This window comes from Kutzneria sp. 744, from assembly GCF_000568255.1.
Taxonomy (GTDB): Bacteria; Actinomycetota; Actinomycetes; order Mycobacteriales; family Pseudonocardiaceae; genus Kutzneria.
On the sequence record NZ_KK037166.1, the window covers coordinates 10,166,301 to 10,185,260 of the forward strand.

Consider the following 18,960-nt stretch of genomic DNA (forward strand, 5'->3'; position numbering starts at 1 on the left):
GAGCCGCACGCCGAGACCGGGCACCGGCAGGCCGCACGAGCCGTCGACGCGGGCGCCGGTCGGCCAGTTGATGGTGATCGAGCCGCAGGTCTCGGTGCTGCCGTAGGCGTCGAGCAGCGGGGCGCCGAACGCCTCCTCGAACGACCGGCGCAGCGCGGCCGTGGTGATCGCGCCGCCGACCAGGCACATCCGGAGATCCGGTGCGGTGAAGGCCTTCTCCCGCGCGGCCTGGACCAGGTAGTGGTACATGGTCGGCACGCCGGCCAGGAACGTCGCCGAGTCCGCGCGGATCGCGGCGAGCACCTCGTCGGCGGAGAACCCGTCGAGGATGCGCGCGGTCGCGCCGACCGCCGTCACGCCCAGCACGCACACGATGTGCGCGAGGCTGTGGAACAGCGGCAGCGGCCACACCACGCGATCGTCGGAGGACAGGCCGGGGATCGGCACGTAGCACGCGGCGACCGACCAGAGGCAGTTGCGCTGCGTGGACAGCACGCCCTTGGGCCGGCCCGTGGTGCCGGAGGTGTAGAGCATCCAGGCCGGGTCGTCCAGGCCGAGGTCGTCCCGTGCAGGCACGACCGGCTCGGTCGCCGCCAGCGTCGCGAACGACAGGGCGCCGGGCACCGGCTCGCCGTCGCCGACCACGATCACCTGGAGGTTCGGCCGGTCGCGCACCATGTCCACATGGGACGGATCGGTGATCACGACGCGCGCGCCGCTGTCGTCGAGCAGGTACGCCACTTCCGACCGGGTCAGGCGCGGGTTGACCGGCACGCCGATCGCGGCGGCCCGCGTGATCGCCAGATAGCTCTCCACGGCCTCGACGCGGTTGCCCAGCAGGATCGCGGCCCGGTCGCCGGGCTGCAGCCGCAGCGCGGCCAGGTGGCCGGCGAGCCGGCGGGTGCGCTCCGCCAGCTCGGCGTACGTCACGCCGCGGCGGGCGTCGACGAAGGCGATCTTGTCGGCGAAGGTATTCGCGTGTTGCTGCAGCAGTTCCGGCAGCGGCCGAATCAACTCGGTACGCAACATGTTCTTCCACCCCTGCGGCGAGTTAGCATGGCGGACACGCGAGCGCGGCGGTCCGATGACGAGCATCACGCCGCGGGGCCCGGCCGAATCCCCAGCGCGCCCCCCTATGGCATCCCTAACTTGGGGTTCGAGCGCTTCACCGCCGCCGCGCGACCAGGCCGCGCACTAGGGTCGACAACGTATTTCGTTGGGAATACTCAAACCGATCTGAGGTGACCGGTGGTGCCCAGCAACTGGTTGTTCGTCCGGCTGTGCAAACCGCAGTGGATGGACGCACGGGAGCACACGGCGGCCGTGCTGCCGTCGATCATGTCCGACCCGCTCGACCGGCTGCGGCTGGCCGACCCGACCGCGCGCTGGGCGTTCCGGCGCCGAGGCGCGCACGTCGACCTGTGGTTCACCGCGGCGCCGGAGGCGCTGGACGAACTGACCCAGCGGCTGCGCGCCGCGGCCGACCGCGCCGGCGTGCCGACGGAGTGCGAGCCGGGCCGGTCCTGGACGCCGTACCCGCAGCGACAGGACGGCGACGTGGCGGTCGAGCTGGCCGACGCGTCCAGCGACCTCGCCCTCGACCTGCTCGCCGACGGCGAGCTCGACGCCGACGGCCGGCTGTTCGCCGCGGTGCGCCATCTGGAGAACCTGACCGACGGGCTCGACGGCGGCGCCCGCACGTCGTTGCTGTTCCACTGCTGGCAGCAGTGGGCCGGCGCGCTGTCGCCCGCCGCCCGTGTCGACGTGGTCCGCGAGGCTGACTCGGCGGTGCTGAAAGGAATGTCGAAGCACGAGGAGTGGGCGCGCTACCGGGCCCGCGTCGAGTCGGCGGCCGACGTGGCCGGCTACGTGCTGCTCGACCACGCGCACCTGACGCACAACCAGCTCGGCATCGACGCCCGCACCGAGGCGCTGGCCGCGCGCGTGGTCCGGCTGTCGCTCGTCTCCGGAGTGCCGACGGCGCAGCTGCTGGTCCAACCCGCCTGACGGGAAAGCCGAGGAAGCCCCCGCCGAGGCGGGGGCTTCCTGGTGTCCCGGGTCCGGTCACACGAGCGCCGGGCACAACTCCAGCAGGTCCAGCGGCCGCCGCAGCACGACGTCCGGCTCGGTCGCGAGCAGCTCGGTGTCGTCGAAGTCGGCCCACGTCGCCGCCACCGCCAACACCCCCGCGTCCCACGCGCTGCGCAGGTCCGTCACCGCGTCACCGACCATCATCGCGTCCGCCGGGTCGGCGCCGAGCAGGTCCAGCGCGCGCAGCACGATGTCCGGCGCCGGCTTGGGCCGGGCCACCTCGTCCGAGCCGATCACGTGGTCGAACATCGACAGCAGGCCCAGCTCGTCCAGCAGCGCGCGCGCCCGCCGGCCGGACTTGCCCGTGGCCACCGCGAGCCGCAGCCCGCGGGCCCGCAGCGTGTGCAGCAGTTCGCGGATGCCGTCGAACACGTGCACCTCGCGGGACAGCCGATAGCTCTCCCGCACGAACGGCTGCTCCATCGCCAGCGGCAGACCCATGATCCGCATGATGTCCGGGAAGTACCGGCCGAGATGCCGGTTGTACTCCTCGAACGGAGCCGGCCCCGGGCCGACGACCTCCGCGTAGGCGATGGTGAAGGCCTGGCGCATCACGGCGAAACTGTCGACGAGCACCCCGTCGAGATCGAACACCACCACCCGCTTGGGGGTGGTGATCAGCGCCGTGCTCGTGGCCGGCTCGGTGTTCATGGACGTACCTCCAGCGCGATGGCTATGGATGAGCGGGCTGGTCTCACACCTGTGCCGGCACTGGCCGGGCGGAGTCGTAGAGGCGCTCGATGACCCCGATGGTGCGTCGGGCGTCCTCGATCACCAGGCCCTTGCTCGCCGGGTCGGCCAGCAGGGCGGGCAGTTCGTCCAGCTGACGGCGGTACTCGGCGCCGATCGGCTCCTCGGGCACCGCGACCGGCACGGCCTCGCCGTCCCGGGTGAGCGTGAGCACCGAGCCGCCCGCACGGTTGGGACTGAAGCCGAAGGTGCACCGCAGGGTCGCGGAGCCGTTGCTGCCCTCGACCGTGATCGCGGTGTAGTCGAGCGGCTCGTGCGACGCCCAACTCGCCCGCAGCGACACCGAGACACCGGTGTCCGACACGAGAAAACCGCGCGCGGTGTCCTCGACGTCGCCGCCGGCGTCCGGCTTGGGGCCGTCGTGCCGCCAGGCGGCACTCCAGGCCCCGTTGTGCAGGAAGTCGTCCGACACCGTGCCGACCGCCTGGTCGAAGCCGACCGGGCCGAGCAGCAGCGTGAGCGTGTCCAGCAGGTGCCAGCCCAGGTCGACCAGCGCGCCGCCGCCGGACAGGTCGCGACGGGTGAACCAGCCGCCCGCGTCGGGCACCCCGCGCGAGCGCACCCACGCCAGGTCCAGGTGCCGCAGCCGGCCCAGCGACGCCACGGTTTCGTGCAGCGTCAACACATCGGCGCGGTAGCGCGCCGCGCTACCGGCCAACAGCACCGTGCCGCCGTCACGCTCGGCCAGCGCCAGTCGGTCGGCCTCGGCCGAGCTCAGGCACACCGGCTTCTCCAGGAACACCGGCACACCCGCGGCCAACAGCCGGCACGCCACGGTGGTGTGCAGGTGGTTCGGCACCGCGACGACCGCGAGGTCCACGTCGTCGCGGTCCAGTTCGGACACATCGGCCAGCGCACGCGTGCCCGGCCAGGTGCGGGCCGCGGTGGCCCGAGCCACCGGCTCGGAGTCCACCACGGCCACCACGTCGAAGTCGGGGTGCTCGACCAGGCGCGGCAGCCAGATCGACCGCCCCGCCCAGCCGAGGCCCACCACGGCCACCCGCACGGTCATGATGTGGCCAGCGTGTCGGCCAGCACCTCGGCGATCTCGTGCATCTGCGCCTCGGTGCCCAGCAGCGTGCGGTGGTGCAGCCAGACCGTGTCATGCGTCATGGCGTCGGCGTTCGGGCAGCGCGCCGCCAGCTGCTCGACCGTCTCGTTCGGCGCGCCGGTCTCCCAGAAGCCCTGGCAGCGGTAGATCGCCCGGAACGCGGCGAAGGCCGGCAGGCCCCGCTCGATCAGCGCGTCGACCACGGCGTTGCGCCGCTCCTCGGACACGCCGGGCAGCCGGAACATGGCCATGTAGTGCGGATTGCGGTTGCTGCGCTCGTCCATGGCCTGCGGCACGACGCCGGGGATCTCGGACAGCAGCCGCGACAGCAGCGGCCAGCGCTGCTCGCGGACCGCGACCTGGCTGTCCAGCCGGGCGAGCTGGGCCCGCAACACGCTCGCGGAGAACTCGTTGAGCCGGAAGTTCGACCCCGACGTCTCGTGGAAGTAGCCGCGGTCGCCGTTGGGGCGCCCGCAGCTGTGCCGCACGAACGCCGTGTCCCACTGGGACTGCTCGGGGAACGTCACCGCGCCGCCCTCGCCCGCGGTCATCAGCTTGCCGTTCTGGAAGCTGAACGCGGCCACCGAACCGAGGTCGCCGACCCGCTTGCCGTTCCACTCCGCGCCCTGCGCGTGCGCCGCGTCCTGGATCAGCGGCACGCCCGAGTCGGCGGACAGCTTGGCCAGGGCGTCCATGTCCGACAGCAGGCCGGCCATGTGGACCGGCATGATCGCCGCCGTCTTCGACGTGATCGCCGCCGCCGCCCGCTCCGCGTCGATGTTGTACGTGTCGGGGTGCACGTCCACCGGCACCGCGACCGCCCCGAGCCGCTGCGCGGCCTGCGAGGACGAGATGAACGTGAACGCGGGCACGATGACCTCGGTGCCCGGACCGACCCCCAACACCTGAAGCGCCAGCTCGAGCGCGTGCGTGCCGTTGGTGACGGCGAGGGCGTGCTCGGCTCCGTTGTACTCGGCGAACTCGCGCTCGAAGCTGTCGACCTCGCTGCCGCCCATGCGCCACCACTGGCCCTGGTCCAGCGCGCGGATCAGGCCGGTGCGCTCCTCGTCGCCGTACTGCGGCCACGCCGGAAACTCACTTGACATGCGCAGTGCCCCACCCATGGTGCTCCCATTCCTGATACCGCCAGCATCCCCATAGGTAATTGCGGCGGAAATTCGGATCACGTAGTGCGGAACGGTACCCTTCACTACTGCGGCAGTCATTCCCCTATGTCACCCCTATAGGTCCCCTTTGCGTGCGGGGATAGCGAAATGCTGCTAATGTCCCGAATCATTGTCGCGGACTTCTGAAAGGGGTTTCGCATGTCCGAACTACTGCTGTTGAACGGTCCCAACCTGGGCATACTCGGCCGTCGTGAGCCGTCCGTCTACGGCACGGACACGCTGGCCGACATCGCCGACATGGTGGCCGACGAGGTGGCCGACCGCGGCTGGAAGGTCACCTCGGTCCAACGCGAGTCCGAAGGCGAACTGATCACCGCCATTCAGGACAACTATGACACCGTCGGCGCGATCGTCAATCCCGGCGCGCTCATGATCGCCGGCTGGAGCCTGCGCGACGCCCTCGCCAGCTACCCGCGCCCGTGGATCGAGGTGCACCTGTCCAACGTGTGGGCCCGCGAGCAGTTCCGGCACGAGTCCGTGATCGCCCCGCTGGCCAGCGGCGTGGTCGTCGGCATGGGCGCGCTCGGCTACCGGTTGGCCGCCCGCGCGTTGCTCGCCATGGTCTGACGCCAGAGGCTCTCTGTCGACACAGGGCGACGTTCCGATCGCCGTCGTCGGGATCGCCTGTGCGTTACCCGGATCCGGATCGCCGGCGGCATTCCGGGAGCTGCTCAGGACCGGTGGCGACGCCATCGCGCCGACTCCCGCCGAACGGTGGGAGGCCGGTGCGGACGGCGCCGGGGCACACCGGCTTCTTCGGCGACGGGGCGACCAACCACAACCAGTGGTGGGCCCCGGTCGGGCCCGACGGCGTGCGCCGCCAGGTCTGAGATTGCCCCGATGCTGCTCGCGCCCGCGGCAGGTTGCCGCGGGCGCGAAGGCACTGGAGGGGTGGTGCGACTACGGGAAGACGACGTGCCAGGACTGCGACTGGCTGCCGTTGCAGCCGAACAGGATCAGCTGCTGGCCGTACGGCGCGCCGGAGCCGCCGGGGATGTCGACGCAGAAGCCGGTGTTGGTGAAGCCGGTCCGCGACTCCAGGCTGCGGAAGCCGGTGGACGAGCTGTGGGTGTTGAACTCCTCGTTGCTGACGGTCCGGCAGTCGTTGAGGCCCATCGGGGCGCCGTTGCGCGGAGGCGGGGAGAAGGCGAACATGCAGAATCCGGCGCCGTTCTTGTTGATGAACTGCCAGATGTTGGTGCCGAACTGCCTGAGCTCCCAGCTCTGCGCGTCGCTGCCGTCGCACCGCGCCTCGACGACCGCGGTGTTCGCGGCGGCGACCGGCGCCGACATGCACTTGCTGGGGTCGCCGAAGTTGGAGATGGGGTTGAACACGGCGGCGTGCGGCGCGGCCTGGGCGGCCGGCGTCGCCTGGGCGACCGCCGTTCCCGTGCCGGCGAAGGCGGCGGCCAGCGCGACCGCGCCCAGTACCATTCCGACGATCTTCCTGCGGAACTCCACGGTGACGTTTCCTCTTTCACTCCGGGTGTCGCAACGATGGGTTTTCGTTGTCCGTCCGGGGAAAACGCTACGGATTCGGCAGGTCGTGGGTATCGGGAGCAGTTCCCCATGTTGGCCGGCCGGTTCCCTATGTTGGCGGGCCGGCCGGCATCGGGGCGTCGCGCAGCACCGTGGCGCCGACCACGAGGCCCAGCGCGACAACGCCGGCCGAGACCAGGAAGGCCAGGTGGAAGCCGCCGTTGAGCGCGTCGAGCGGCGAAGCCCCGGCTGCGGTCAGGTCCTCGGTGCGGCCGCTGGCCAGGGCGGCGAACACCGCGAGGCCCAACGCGCCGCCGATCTGGCCGGACGTGCCGGCCACGCCGGAGGCCAGGCCGGCATCGGTGGGCGTGGCCACCGACATCGCCAGCGCCATCACGGCCGGCATGGTCAGGCCGGCGCCCGCGCCGAGGAGCAGCGCCATCGGCAGCACATCCACCAGGTAGTCGGCCTGCACCGGGGCTCGGGCGGCCAGCAGCAGCGCGAGGACGATGAGCGCCAGGCCGGACAGCAGCGCCGTGCGCGGCCCGAACTTCATGGTGAACCTGGTCGACAGCCCCAGCGAGACCACGGCCAGCGTCAGGGCCAGCGGCAGGAACGCCAGGCTGGCCTCGATCGGCTTGTAGCCCAACACTTCCTGTAGGTACAGCGCGCCCAGGAAGTTGAAGCTGAACAGGCCGGCCACCATCAGCAGCTGCACCACGTTGGCGCCGGTGAGGTTGCGGGACCGGAACAGTGTCGGCGGCACCAGCGGCTTGGCCGCGGTGGCCTGCCGTACCACGAATCCGGCCAGCAGCAGCGCGGCGATCCCGCCGAAACCGAGCGTGGGCAACGAGATCCAGCCGTAGACCGGGACCTCGACGATGGTGTGGACACCCAGCATCAGGCCGGCGGTGACCAGGACCGAGCCGGGGATGTCGACGCCCTCGGCCAGGCCGAGTCCCTTGTCCCCCTTGACCAGCGGCACGGCGAACAGCGCGGCCGCGATGCCGATCGGCACGTTGACGAAGAAGACCCAGTGCCAGTTGACGCCCTGGGTGAGAAAGCCGCCGGCCAGCACGCCGAGCGAGCCGCCGGCCGCGCCGACGAAGCTGAACGCGGCGATGGCCTTGCCCAGCTCACGCGGATCGGTGAACAGCGTGATCACGATGCCCATCACGACCGCCGCCGCCATCGCGGCGCCCGCGCCCTGGAGGAAGCGCCCGGCGACCAGCATGACCTGGGACCTGGACACCCCGCACAGCAGGGAAGACAGCGTGAACACCCCGAGCCCGGCGATGAACATGCGCTTGCGGCCGACCAGGTCGCCGAGGCGGCCGGACAACAGCAGCAGGCCGCCGAAGGCGATCGTGTAGGCGTTGGTGATCCAGCCGAGGCCGGACTGGGTGAAGCCGAGCTCGGCCTGGATCGACGGCAGGGCCACGTTCACGATGCTGGTGTCGATGATCACCATCAGCTGCACGGAGCACAGGACGCCGAACGCGAGCCAGCGCGCGCGGGCGGTCGTCGGCAGGGTCGTCGACATGCGGTGGCCTCCAAGGGGTGTGTCCTCGAAAGCTACCGTAGCGGATGATCTGATTCTAGATGATCCGGTTCAGATCTATTTTGCCGACGGGCGACGCGGCGGCCGCTCGCAGGGCACCAGGCTGGCCAGCCGGTCGTTGACCAGCGTGACCAGTGCGCCGGTGAAGGCCTCGCGCTGGCGGGCGGGCAGCGAGGACAGCACATCGTCCTGGATGCCTTCGACGATCTTGTTGGCCGCGGCGACCACCTTGAGGCCCTTGGCCGTCACGTGGATGATGCGGGCCCGCCGGTCGGTGGCCGATGGACGCCGCTCGGCCAGGCCGGCCTGCTCCAGCTCGTCCATCGTGACGACCATGGTCGTCTTGTCCAGGCCGCACATGTCGGCCAGTTCCCGCTGGGTGTGGTCGCCTTCCAGCGCTTTGTAGAGCACGCAGTGCGCGCGCGGGGTGATGCCCAGGTCGGCGAGGCCCGCGGTCTGCTCGGTGGCCAGCGCGTGGCTGGCCCACGACAGCAGGAAGTTCAGGTCGGTCTCGGGCGCCGCTGGCCTGGTGTTGGGCATGGACCCATGCTATCCGCGGGAAGGTCCGGAGCGGATGGTCCGCGACCGGACGATCCCGCGGGTGGACGAGTTGACCTCGGCCGTTGCTGCTCGCGGGGGAGCGGTGAGTGGAGAACCGTCAGCCCGTCAGGTCACGGCGGGCGACCTGGCCGGCGGCGGCGCGGTCGGGGACGCCGAGCTTGGCGAGGATGGCGGAGACGTGGTGGTCGACGGTCTTGGCGGAGATGCACAGGCGGCCGCCGATGCGGGCGTTGGTGTGGCCCTCGGCGATGAGGACGAGGACCTCGTGCTCACGGCGGGTGAGGCCGAGGGGGTGGGATCGGGTGGTGCCCCGAGGCCCGGCGGGAATGGTCCGCGCGCCCAACCTCCTCAGCGCGCGGCGGGCCAGCGCGGCGGCGGCCCCGGCACCGAGGCCGGTGAAGAGGGTGAAGGCCTGGCGAAGATGCTTGTCCTGACCGGAATCCAGCAGCGCCAGGCCGGCCTCGTAAGGACAGCCGAGTCGGGTCCACGTGGCCGCCGCGCGGGAAACGTCCCCGCTCAACAGGTCCAGGTGGGGTGCGGCGACGTCGGTGTCGATCGGTTGCTCGGAGCCGGTTCGGCGCAGCCACACGGCGACGGCGCCACGGTGCCAGGCGACGCAGGCGCCGGCCGTCCGGGCGGCCGACTCCGCTTCGGTGCGCGCGGCAAGGAGGTCGCCGCCGAGCCAGTGCGCCTCGGCCCGGGCGAGCCGGGTGAAGACGTGGAACGGCGGCTCGTCCTGGTCCTCGGCGATGGCGGCTGCCTCGTCCAGGCACTCCCAGACCGCCGCCTCACCCCGCCGGGCCCGGATCACGCCCAGCCGCACCAGCCCGCACAGCACGTTCACCGGCGACTGATCACCGTGGTGGAGCAGCTCGTGAGTGGTGGTCACGGCCTCGTCCCACCGCCCGGTGCGCTCGAACAGGTTGGCCAGCTCGCCGCGCAGGCGGACGGCGTAGGTGGCGAGACCGTGGTCGTCGCAGTACTCGATCCCCTCGGCGAGATAGTGCTCGGCCTCGGTGAACCGCCATTGCTCGACGGCAATCACGCACAGGTTGACGTACGCCCGCGCGGCCTGTTTCTGGTGCCGGCCGGCCAGGGCGGTGTCCAGCGCCCGGCGCATCAGCGGGGTCCACTCCAGACCCCGGCCGGAGGCACTGCCGGCTTCGGTGTTCAGCGCGTCGCTGAGCACGTCGGTGACGCCGAACTGGACCGCGAGTTGCTGGGCCCGCCGGGCCAGGGCGGTTGCCGTGTCGTAGTCGGCCTGGAGCATGCGCTGATTGGCCAGCGTCGCGTACGCCCCGGCGAGTTCGACGGAGGGCCCGAGCGGTTCGAGCACGGACACGCTGGCCCGTGCCGCCGCGGCCGCGTCCAGGCCGCGGCACCGGCTCGACCTGATCCGTGACAGCCGGGCCAGCGCCGAACCTTCCCGTAACCGGTCGCCGGCCTCGCGCCACGACGCCAGCGCCCGCTCCGCGGAGTCCTCGGCCACCGCCAAGCGGCCCAGCAGCGTTGCCTCGTCGGCCAGCTCCTCCCACAACTCGCCGCGCACGGCCAGATCGGCCCGGTCGGCGAACCGCAGCGCACGCTCGAACTGGGCCGCCGCCTCATGATGGGAGCCCAGCCGTGCGGCCCGCCGAGCGGCGGCGGGGGCGTAGCGCAACACCGCCTGCTCGTCGCCGCTCTCCTCGGCGTGAAAAGCCAGCCGGGCCTCGTCGGGGCAGTCGTGCGCACGCAACGCCGTCAGCAACTGCCGGTGAATGGCGTGCGCCCGGTGTGCCGGAATGGCTTGGGCGACAGCGAGTCGCGCGATCTCGTGACGGAAGCGCAGCCGCCGGCCGTCCGCCATCAGCAGGCCGGAGGCCAGCAGTTCGTCCAGTGCAGCGGGGTCTGGGCCGAGCGTCGCCAGCAACGACACGTCGACCTTTACGCCGATCAGTGCGGCGACATCCAGGCTGGCCCGCGCGCGGTCGCCCAGCCGCGCGGCCCGTGCGAGCACCACGTCCCGCGCCGACATCGGCACGCCGGTCGCCCCGGCCTGGAGCAATTCGGCCACGTAGAACGGATTTCCGCCGGTCAGCTCGAACAGCCGGTCCGCGGTGAAGCCGCTGTCCTCGGCCAGCACCCGCACCGAGTCGAGCGACAGCGGGGACAGCCGGATGCGGCGGGTCGAGGGCTGCGCGGCCAGGTCGCCGAGGGCCTGCCGCAACGCCTCGCCGGCGGCCTCGTCGTCACGGTATGTCGCGATGACCAGCGCCGACGTGGCCCGGAGCCGTCGGCTCAGGAACCGGAGCAGGTCCAGCGTCGCCTCGTCGGCCCAGTGGATGTCCTCGATCACCACGACGTCCGGCGCGCCGAGCTGGCCCGCCAGCGCACGGAACAGGTCCTCGCGGTCGCCGCCGGTGGCGCAGCGCTGCCGCAGGTCGCCGCCGAGCTGGTCGGCCAGGTCGAACAGCGGCCCGAGCGGCCGGGGCACGAACAGCCCGTCACAGGCGCTCCAGGACCATCGGGCGCCCTCGGGATCCCGTCTCAGCGTCTCCAACAGCGTCGACTTTCCCACGCCGGCCTCGCCTGCCAGCAGCACCAGCCGCCCCGCACCCTGCGCGGCCTCGATCGCGTACTGGCGCAGCGCCGCCAGCGGCGACTCCCTCTCCAGCAGCGGCGGTGCGAAATCGGACAACTGACCGCCGGAATCCACCGCCCGGTCGGTGACCATGCTCACCACGCGTTTTCCCCCTCGAGTGGTTTGTGCGAGCGGGCAAGCATTCCCACTCGCATCCGAGGAGTACGTCGACGGGTTACGCGGGCGTCGGGGATCGGCGTGACGCTACGCTGCCGGTCAGGCACCGGTCTGTGGGGAGGTTGGCGTTGGATCACAGGGGAACGAATCTGCCCGCCGTCGGTGAGTACAACCAGACGGTCGTTCTCGACGCGATCCGCCGCCGCCCCGAGGGCATCACCCGGTCGGAGATCGCCGCCCTGACCGCGCTGAGCGTGATGACCGTGACCAAGGTCTGCCGCCGCCTGCTCGACGCGGGCCTGATCGACGAGCACGGCATGCGCACCGGCGGCCCCGGTAAGCCGGCGGCGGTGGTCAAGCTCAATCCGGCCGGTGGTTTCGCCGTCGGCGTGCACATCGACCCGGCCGCCGTCAGCTACGTGCTGGTCGACCTCTCCGGTGCGATCCGGGACCACTCGCGCACCGGCACGCCCACCGCCGGGGACGCGACCGCGGTCATCGAGGAGATGGCGACCGCGATCGACGCCCTCATCACGGGTTCCGCCGTCGACCGGTCCCGTGTGCTCGGGATCGGCATCGCCTCGCCCGGACCGGTGACGGTGGACGACGGCGTGCTGCTGAATCCGCCGATGATGCCCAACTGGCGCCGGGTCGCCCTGCGCAGCGCGCTCGCCGAGGCCACCGGGCTGCCCGTGCTGCTGGAGAAGGACACGACCGCCACCGTGGTCGCCGAGCTCTGGTACGCCAGCCCCGGCACCCGCCGCGACTTCGCCTTCATGTACTACGGCACCGGTCTCGGCACCGGCTTGTCGCTGGCGGGGGAGGTCGTTCGCGGCGTCAGCGCCAACGCCGGCGACGCCGGCCACATCACCGTCGATCCGGACGGCGATATGTGCACCTGCGGCCGGCGGGGCTGCGTCGGCTACGTGACCGTGCCCCGGGTGCTGGTCGAACGCGCCGTGCGGGACGGTGTCCTGTCGCCGGCCGAGGTCGGCAACCTCGACGACATGTCCGATGTGGACGCCGCACTGCGCAGGTTGGCGAACCTCGCCCTGGACGGCCATCCCGCCGCCTCGGCCATCCTGGCCGACGTCTCCCGGGCCCTGGCCCGGGCCATCGTCGTCATCGTCAACCTGCTGGACATCGACGAGGTGGTCTTCGGCGGCCCCTTCTGGGCCAGCATCGCCCCCGTCGTCCTGGCCACCCTGTCGGACGAGGTCCGCGCCGACCCCGCCCTCGTGTCGCCCGATCCCGTGCGGATCGTCGAGTCCGCGATTCCGGTGGATGTGGCCGCCGTCGGCGCCGCGACGCTGATGCTGGACAACACCTTCTCGCCGCGGCCGTCGGCGCTGCTGCTCACGGCGGAGTGAGCCCGGCGCTGCTGTTCACGGTGGCGTAAGCACCTGACTACCCGCTGCTCACGGCCTGAATTTGCCATAGCAACCGTTGCTGGTAATTACGATATATGGTTTAGTAACTCCCGTCGCGGGGGCCCGGTGCGCGAACCGTCGCCGAGCTTCTGCCACCCCAGGGCATCGCGACCCCTTGCCTGAGAACGTCAACGTCGACCCGGTTGGCGCCGCCCGCCAGCCGTTCTCCGTGAGGAAGACATGAGCATCAATCGCTTCGTGGGTGTGGCCGTCGTCGTGACCACCGCCGTCACCGTGCTCGCCGCCTGTGGGTCCCCGTCGTCCCCATCGGACAGTGCGGCGGCGGGCTCCTGCACGCCGTCTCAGGGCAAGGTCACCCTGCAGTACTGGAACACCGTCTCGGGCATGGACCAGGTCGTCGACCTGTGGAACAAGAAGAACCCGAACATCCAGGTGCAGACCAAGAACATCGCCAACGACCAGTACGGCGCCATCGGCAACGCGATCAAGGCGGGCACCGCGCCCGACCTGGCCCAGGTCGGCTACGACGAACTGCCCGACCAGAGAACCCAGGGCGCGCTCGTGGACGCCTCGGCCTGCGCGGACGCCGTGGCGGCCAAGTCGAAGTTCGTGCCGTGGACCTGGTCGCAGAGCAGCTTCGGCGGCACCGGCGTGTTCGCGCTCCCGCAGGACACCGGCCCGATGGCCCTCTACGTGCGCAGCGACATCTTCAGCCAGCACGGCCTGTCGATCCCCAAGACCTGGGACGAGTACGCCGACGACGCGCAGAAGCTGCACGCCGCCGACCCCAGCCTGACCATCACGTTCTTCGACCCGAACAACGCCGAGTGGTTCAACGGGCTGCTCTGGCAGGCCAAGGCCAAGATGTACAGCTACGCCGGCGACACCTGGCACGTGACGGTGGACTCCGCGCAGAGCAAGCAGGTCGCCGACTACTGGCAGAAGCTGGTCAACGCCAAGCTGGTCCGCACCGACCTGGCCAACACGTCCACGCCGATGTACGCGGCGTACGAGAAGAACCAGGTGGCCACCTACGTCGGCGCGGCGTGGGGCTACGGCAACTTCCGGGACAACCTGCCCGACCAGTCCGGCAGGTGGACGGTCGTGCCGATGCCGACGTGGAACGGCAGCGCGGCCTCCGGTGACTGGGGCGGCTCGACCGTGGCGTTCATGAAGGGCGGCCAGCACCTCTACGAGGCGGTCAAGTTCAACCTGTGGCTGAACAGCGACCCGGAGGCCCTCGCGCTGGAGAACAAGGCGGGCGGCCTGTACCCGGCCGCGACCGCCGGACTGCAGCTTCCCCAGCTTTCCCAAGGCGTTCCGTACTACAACAACGAGAAGATCTTCGACGTCTTCGCCGACTCCTCCAAGCAGGTCGACACCGACTTCACGTGGGGGCCGACGCAGAAGGCCGTGAACGTGGCGCTGCAGGACGCGATGGCCAAGGCCACGGCCGGCACCGGCACGCTCACCGACGCGCTGGCCACCGCCCAGTCGACGGCCCTGTCGTCGATGAAGGCGCAGGCAATTCCCGCCGTGGCAGGAAACTGACCCCGGCATGACTGACCTCGCCACCCGTGCGGCGCACGGAGTGACAGCAGCGGGAGGCCGTCGCCGTCGCGGCGCCGGCCGCCCGCGTGTTGTCACCGTCCTCGCGTTCGTGCTGCCGTTCTTCCTGCCGTTCGTGCTGTTCTACCTGGTGCCCGTCGCCTACGCGGTGTGGCAGAGCTTCCTGGTCGTCCGCCGCACCGGCGGCGCGTACGGCACCTCGTACACGACGTTCGGCGGACTCACCCAGTACGCGCAGGCGTTCCAGGACAGCGCTTTCTGGGGCAGCATCGGCCGCATCGCGCTGTTCGGGATCGTGCAGGTGCCGGTCATGCTGTTCCTCGCGCTGGCCATGGCGCTGCTGCTGGACACGTCGCTGCTCAAGCTCAAGTCCTTCTTCCGCATCGCGGCGTTCATGCCCTACGCGGTGCCCGGCGTGATCGCCGCGATCATGTGGTCGTTCCTGTACTCGCCGCAGCTGAGCCCGGTGGTCGATCTGTTGCACCACCTTGGCCTGCAACCGGATTTCCTCGGCCCCGGCGCGGTCCTGTGGTCGACGGCGAACGTCTCCACGTGGCTGTGGACCGGCTACAACATGCTCATCATGTTCTCGGCGCTGCAGTCGATCCCGCCCGACCTCTATGAGGCGGCCCGGCTGGACGGCGCCGGCGACTGGGCGATCGCCTGGCGCATCAAGGTTCCGATCATCGCCCCGTCGATCGTGCTGACCACGGTGTTCTCCATCATCGGCACCCTCCAGCTCTACGCCGAACCGGCCGTGCTGCGGCAGATCTCGTCCAACATCTCCAGCACCTTCACGCCGAACATGCTGGCCTACGCGGTGGCCTCCGGGAACAACTACCAGCAGGCGGCGGCCATCTCCGTGATCCTCGCGGTGATCACGTTCGTGCTGAGCCTCGGGTTCATGCGGTTGACGTCGAGGAGGGCGGGCCTGTGAACACCCAACGGGAAAGCCTCGGCAGCCGCGCGGCGGTGATGGCCATCATGCTCGTGCTGGCGATCTACTTCCTGCTGCCGATCTACTTCCTGTTCGTCGCGGCCACCAAGCCGCAGGGCGACCTGGCCTCCACGTTCGGCCTGGCGTTCTCGCACTTCCGCCTGTTCGAGAACCTGGGCGACCTGTTCGCGGAGAGCAACGGCATCTACCTCCAGTGGGCCGTGAACAGCGTGATCTACGCGGTGCTCGGCGCCGGTGTCGGCACGCTGATCTCCGCGCTGTGCGGCTACGCCCTGGCCAAGTTTCGCTTCCGTGGTAGGGAGTTCCTGTTCTCCGTGATCCTCGGCGGTGTGCTCGTGCCCACCACGGCGTTGGCGCTGCCGTTGTTCCTGCTGTTCTCGGCGGCCGGCCTGGTCAACACCTACCTGGCCGTGTTCCTGCCGAGCATCGTCAGCCCGTTCGGGGTGTACCTGGCCCGGATCTTCGCCAGCGCGGCCGTGCCCGACGAGATCCTGGAGTCGGCCCGACTGGACGGGGCCGGCGAGCTGCGGACGTTCTTCTCGGTGTCGGTCCGGCTGATGACGCCCTCGCTGGTGACGATCTTCCTGTTCCAGTTCGTGGCCATCTGGAACAACTTCTTCCTGCCGATGGTGATGCTGCAGAAGGAGTCGCTGTTCCCGATCACGCTCGGCCTGTTCTCGTGGAACGGCCAGACCGTGCACATTCCCCACCTCCAGGAGCTGGTGATCACCGGCGCGCTGGTCTCGGTCGTCCCGGTGATCGTCGTTTTCGTGCTCCTGCAGAGATTCTGGCGTTCCGGGCTGGCCGTCGGGGCCGTCAAGTAGGACGTCGTCGCCGTTCCCTCAGCAGAAAGTCTTGTGTTCATGCGGAAAGCTGCTGTCTTCGTGCCCCATTTCCACTGGGACCGGGAGTGGTACGAGCCCTTCCAGGTGTTCCGCCACCGGCTCGTCGGCGCGCTGGACACGGTCCTGGCGACGGCGGAGGCCAACCCCGACTTCCGCTTCACCGTCGATGGGCAGCTGGCCGCGGTCGAGGACTACCTGGAGATGCGGCCGGAGAACCGGGACCGGGTGGTGGCCCTGGTGGCCAACGGGCAGCTGGCCATCGGGCCGTGGCTGATCCTGCTCGACGAGTTCCTGTGCTCCGGCGAGACCATCGTGCGCAACCTCCAGCTGGGCTGGGCCGCGGCGGCCGAACTCGGCGGGGCGATGCCGATCGGCTATCTGCCGGACATGTTCGGGCACGTCGCCCAGATGCCGCAGATCCTGGCCCGGGCCGGCATCGAGCACGCGGCGCTGTGGCGTGGTGTGCCGGGATCCGTGCCCGGCCACGCCTTCCGCTGGCGCGGACCGGACGGCTCCGAGGTGCGGACCGAGTTCCTGTTCGACGGCTACGACAACGGCCTCGACGTGCTGCTGGTGCCCGACCAGATCGGCCGCGCGCTCGACGACTACGTGGAGATGACGGCGGAGCGCTGGGGTTCCGACCCGGCGCTGGCCATGGCCGGCACCGATCACGCCGCGCCGGACCCACGGCTGGCGAGCTGGCTTCGGCGCGATTCCACCGAAGAGCGCCCGATCATCATCGCCACGCTGGCCGAGTACGTTCAAAAGCACGCCCGCGATGAGGTGTCCGCGGTCGTCACCGGCGAGCTGCGCAGCCACGTGCGCGGCAACATCCTGCCCGGCGTGATCTCCGTGCGGCGTCCGCTGAAGCAGCGCATGGCCGTCGCCGAGCGCATAGTCGACCACGCCGAGCGGATGAACGCGATGTGGTCGGCGCGGGACGAGTCGCGGTTCCTCGCCCTGGCGTGGCACAAGATCATCGAGTCGACGGCCCACGACTCGGTGGTCGGCTCGGGTACCGACGAAACGGCCGACCAGGTCGAGGGTCGGCTCGCCGAGGCCGCGCACATCGCCCGTGCGGTGCGGGATTCGGCCCTGGCCGAGCGTGCCGCACTGGTGCCCAGTGACGGTTATCTGGTGGCCAATCCGTTGCCCGTGCCTCGCACGGCGCTGGTCGAGGTCGATGTCCTGACCCCGCCCGACGGTTCCGCGCTGGTCGCGACCGCAGCCGACGGCTCGACGCGGCCCGTGCAGTTGACCTCGGTGGCGCCCACCGTGCTCGCCGACGAACGCGTGGACGCCACGCAGCTCGAACGCGTGCTGCGCCGCATCCACCGCCGTGAACTGTTCGGCCGGCAGATCGACCGCTATGAGCTGACGCCCGGATCGCTCGTGTTCCACCTGGCCGAGGTGCCGACCAGCGGGCCGTTCGACCTGCTGATCCTGCGTCGTGAGATCGCCACCGCGGCGGCCACGCACCCGGGTGAGTGGACGGTGCTGACGCTGGAGGAAGCCCGCGCCACCGTGCTGGCGCCCGTGCCGATTCCGGCGTCCGGGCTGGCCAGCTTCCGGGTCTCGCCCGGTTTCAGTGATCTCTCTTTCACGCCAGCGACGGCCACCGCTCAGCGGCTGTCCAACGGGCTGGTCGACGTAGACGTCAATGCCGACGGCACCGTCGACGTGACCGGGGCTGACGGCACTGTGTTGCGGGGTGTCGGGCGGCTCGTCGATGGCGGCGACCGTGGCGACAGCTACAACTACGGGCCGCCGGCACGGGATTTGCTCGTCTCGGATCCGACCGACGTCTCCGTCGAGGTGCTGGAGAACGGCCCGCTGCGGTCGCGGCTGCGGATCACCCGAACCTACCCCTGGCCCACCGCGCTGTCGGACGACCGCGACGTGCGTTCCGCCGAGATCGCCTCAACACCGGTGGAAACCGTGGTCGAGGTGCGGGTGGACGAGCCGTTCGTGCGTGTCTCCACGTCCTTCCTCAACCGGTCCGCCGACCACCGGCTGCGTTGCCACGTGCCGCTGCCTTCGCCGGTCGTTGGTTCCGCGTCCGCGGGCCAGTTCTCCGTGACGGAGCGGGGTCTGACCGCCGAGGGCGGTTGGGGCGAGTTCCCCATCCCCACCTTCCCCGCGAGCTCCTTCGTGTCGGCCGGCGCGGCGACCGTGCTGCTCGATCACGCCACCGAGTACGAAGTCGTCGGCGGCGAACTCGCCATCACGTTGCTGCGTGCCATCGGCTCGATCAGCGTGAACATCCATCCGCTGCGCGACGAGCCCGCCGCGAGCGAGATCCCCGCGCCCGGGGCGCAGGAGCTCGGCGTCCGCATCGAGAACCGCTTCGCCGTGCTGCCTTCGGCCTCCGGCTGGCAGGCCGCCGACGCTGTCGCCCTGGCCGAGGACTTCCGCAACGACGTCCTCGTCCGCCGCGGCAGCGCACCGGCCGGCGGCCCGCTGCCCGTCGACGTAGCCGGCGTGCAGGTCGACGGTTCGGACATCTTCGTGTCGAGCATCCGTCGTGTCGTCAGCGATCATCGCGCGGGCGTCGAGGTGCGGCTGGTTGCCATGTGCGACAACGGTTCCACCGCTCGCGTCACCGGCTCGTTCACCGAGGCCACCACCGTCGACCTGCTCGGCCGTCCGCTGGCCACCACGTCCGTGGGGCAGGGGCTTGACCTCGCCCTCGGCGCGTGGGAGATCCGGACGATCGTGCTTCGGTAGCACGAAGTCGTTGCGGCACAGGGGCGGCCCCTCGCAGGGAGGGGGTCGCCCCT

15 protein-coding genes and 1 pseudogene are annotated in these 18,960 nt (G+C 70.7%); 8 read left to right on the forward strand and 8 right to left on the reverse strand.

Features of this window, described 5'->3' with window-relative positions:
* The coding region (locus tag KUTG_RS46275; RefSeq protein ID WP_043726267.1) for a class I adenylate-forming enzyme family protein at window positions 1–1,029 on the reverse strand (1,029 nt) is incomplete at its 3' end.
* A 222-nt stretch (window positions 1,030–1,251) separates the two neighbouring features.
* Between KUTG_RS46275 and KUTG_RS46280 the strand changes: the two genes are divergently transcribed.
* A complete protein-coding gene (locus KUTG_RS46280; RefSeq protein ID WP_157495271.1) occupies window positions 1,252–2,007 on the forward strand; it encodes a lantibiotic dehydratase C-terminal domain-containing protein in 756 nt (251 codons plus the stop codon).
* Between the two features lie 57 nt (window positions 2,008–2,064).
* On the opposite strand, the gene KUTG_RS46285 is transcribed toward KUTG_RS46280, so the two are convergent.
* Genes KUTG_RS46285 through KUTG_RS46295 form a run of 3 tightly spaced genes read right to left on the reverse strand, consistent with a single transcriptional unit; the run spans window position 2,065 to window position 5,016 of the window.
* Window positions 2,065–2,742, reverse strand: a complete 678-nt coding sequence (locus KUTG_RS46285; RefSeq protein WP_052396226.1) for an HAD-IA family hydrolase — start codon at window positions 2,740–2,742, stop codon at window positions 2,065–2,067.
* A gap of 43 nt (window positions 2,743–2,785) precedes the next feature.
* Window positions 2,786–3,853: a Gfo/Idh/MocA family protein gene (locus KUTG_RS46290; RefSeq protein ID WP_043726270.1), complete on the reverse strand. Its 1,068-nt coding sequence runs from the start codon at window positions 3,851–3,853 to the stop codon at window positions 2,786–2,788.
* Complete coding sequence (locus KUTG_RS46295) at window positions 3,850–5,016, reverse strand: DegT/DnrJ/EryC1/StrS family aminotransferase (RefSeq protein WP_043726272.1); 1,167 nt, start codon at window positions 5,014–5,016, stop codon at window positions 3,850–3,852. The genes KUTG_RS46290 and KUTG_RS46295 overlap by 4 nt, the downstream gene beginning before the upstream one ends.
* A 201-nt stretch (window positions 5,017–5,217) precedes the next feature.
* On the opposite strand from KUTG_RS46295, the gene KUTG_RS46300 reads away from it, so the two are divergent.
* On the forward strand, window positions 5,218–5,646 hold the full coding sequence (locus KUTG_RS46300; protein ID WP_043726273.1) for a type II 3-dehydroquinate dehydratase: 429 nt from the start codon (window positions 5,218–5,220) through the stop codon (window positions 5,644–5,646).
* A 37-nt stretch (window positions 5,647–5,683) separates the two neighbouring features.
* A pseudogene (locus tag KUTG_RS66805) lies at window positions 5,684–5,791 on the forward strand (beta-ketoacyl synthase N-terminal-like domain-containing protein); the annotation flags it as partial.
* Between the two features lie 188 nt (window positions 5,792–5,979).
* Here the strand turns inward: KUTG_RS66805 and KUTG_RS46305 are convergent.
* From KUTG_RS46305 to KUTG_RS46320, 4 genes are all read right to left on the reverse strand, one after another.
* The gene (locus KUTG_RS46305; RefSeq protein ID WP_043726275.1) at window positions 5,980–6,540 is read right to left on the reverse strand and encodes an RICIN domain-containing protein; all 561 of its coding nucleotides are present in this window, start codon (window positions 6,538–6,540) and stop codon (window positions 5,980–5,982) included.
* A gap of 127 nt (window positions 6,541–6,667) precedes the next feature.
* Entirely contained in the window at window positions 6,668–8,101 is a 1,434-nt protein-coding gene (locus tag KUTG_RS46310; RefSeq protein WP_043726277.1) for an MFS transporter, read from the reverse strand.
* 75 nt (window positions 8,102–8,176) lie between these two features.
* A complete protein-coding gene (locus KUTG_RS46315) occupies window positions 8,177–8,659 on the reverse strand; it encodes a MarR family winged helix-turn-helix transcriptional regulator (RefSeq protein ID WP_043726279.1) in 483 nt (160 codons plus the stop codon).
* Window positions 8,660–8,777: 118 nt separating this feature from the next.
* A complete protein-coding gene (locus KUTG_RS46320) occupies window positions 8,778–11,393 on the reverse strand; it encodes an ATP-binding protein (RefSeq protein WP_052396227.1) in 2,616 nt (871 codons plus the stop codon).
* Between the two features lie 152 nt (window positions 11,394–11,545).
* On the opposite strand from KUTG_RS46320, the gene KUTG_RS46325 reads away from it, so the two are divergent.
* The 5 genes from KUTG_RS46325 (at window position 11,546) to KUTG_RS46345 (ending at window position 18,907) form a co-directional block, all read left to right on the forward strand.
* Window positions 11,546–12,787, forward strand: a complete 1,242-nt coding sequence (locus tag KUTG_RS46325) for an ROK family transcriptional regulator (RefSeq protein ID WP_043726281.1) — start codon at window positions 11,546–11,548, stop codon at window positions 12,785–12,787.
* 240 nt (window positions 12,788–13,027) lie between these two features.
* Window positions 13,028–14,359 (forward strand): ABC transporter substrate-binding protein, encoded by a 1,332-nt coding sequence (locus tag KUTG_RS46330; RefSeq protein ID WP_043726283.1) that lies wholly within the window; start codon window positions 13,028–13,030, stop codon window positions 14,357–14,359.
* Between the two features lie 7 nt (window positions 14,360–14,366).
* Entirely contained in the window at window positions 14,367–15,314 is a 948-nt protein-coding gene (locus KUTG_RS46335) for a carbohydrate ABC transporter permease (protein ID WP_043726285.1), read from the forward strand.
* Window positions 15,315–15,352: 38 nt separating this feature from the next.
* On the forward strand, window positions 15,353–16,159 hold the full coding sequence (locus KUTG_RS46340; RefSeq protein WP_052396841.1) for a carbohydrate ABC transporter permease: 807 nt from the start codon (window positions 15,353–15,355) through the stop codon (window positions 16,157–16,159).
* Window positions 16,160–16,198: 39 nt separating this feature from the next.
* Window positions 16,199–18,907, forward strand: a complete 2,709-nt coding sequence (locus KUTG_RS46345; protein ID WP_043733081.1) for a glycoside hydrolase family 38 N-terminal domain-containing protein — start codon at window positions 16,199–16,201, stop codon at window positions 18,905–18,907.
* Window positions 18,908–18,960 lie beyond the last annotated feature (53 nt).

Bases quoted from the DNA above. Each gene is read 5' to 3' on its own strand.
- KUTG_RS46285 (WP_052396226.1), bottom strand. From the start codon at position 2,742: ATGAACACCGAGCCGGCCACGAGCACGGCGCTGATCACCACCCCCAAG.
- KUTG_RS46290 (WP_043726270.1), bottom strand. From the start codon at position 3,853: ATGACCGTGCGGGTGGCCGTGGTGGGCCTCGGCTGGGCGGGGCGGTCG.
- KUTG_RS46295 (WP_043726272.1), bottom strand. From the start codon at position 5,016: ATGGGTGGGGCACTGCGCATGTCAAGTGAGTTTCCGGCGTGGCCGCAG.
- KUTG_RS46300 (WP_043726273.1), top strand. From the start codon at position 5,218: ATGTCCGAACTACTGCTGTTGAACGGTCCCAACCTGGGCATACTCGGC.
- KUTG_RS46310 (WP_043726277.1), bottom strand. From the start codon at position 8,101: ATGTCGACGACCCTGCCGACGACCGCCCGCGCGCGCTGGCTCGCGTTC.
- KUTG_RS46315 (WP_043726279.1), bottom strand. From the start codon at position 8,659: ATGCCCAACACCAGGCCAGCGGCGCCCGAGACCGACCTGAACTTCCTG.
- KUTG_RS46320 (WP_052396227.1), bottom strand. From the start codon at position 11,393: ATGGTCACCGACCGGGCGGTGGATTCCGGCGGTCAGTTGTCCGATTTC.
- KUTG_RS46330 (WP_043726283.1), top strand. From the start codon at position 13,028: ATGAGCATCAATCGCTTCGTGGGTGTGGCCGTCGTCGTGACCACCGCC.
- KUTG_RS46335 (WP_043726285.1), top strand. From the start codon at position 14,367: ATGACTGACCTCGCCACCCGTGCGGCGCACGGAGTGACAGCAGCGGGA.
- KUTG_RS46340 (WP_052396841.1), top strand. From the start codon at position 15,353: ATGGCCATCATGCTCGTGCTGGCGATCTACTTCCTGCTGCCGATCTAC.
- KUTG_RS46345 (WP_043733081.1), top strand. From the start codon at position 16,199: ATGCGGAAAGCTGCTGTCTTCGTGCCCCATTTCCACTGGGACCGGGAG.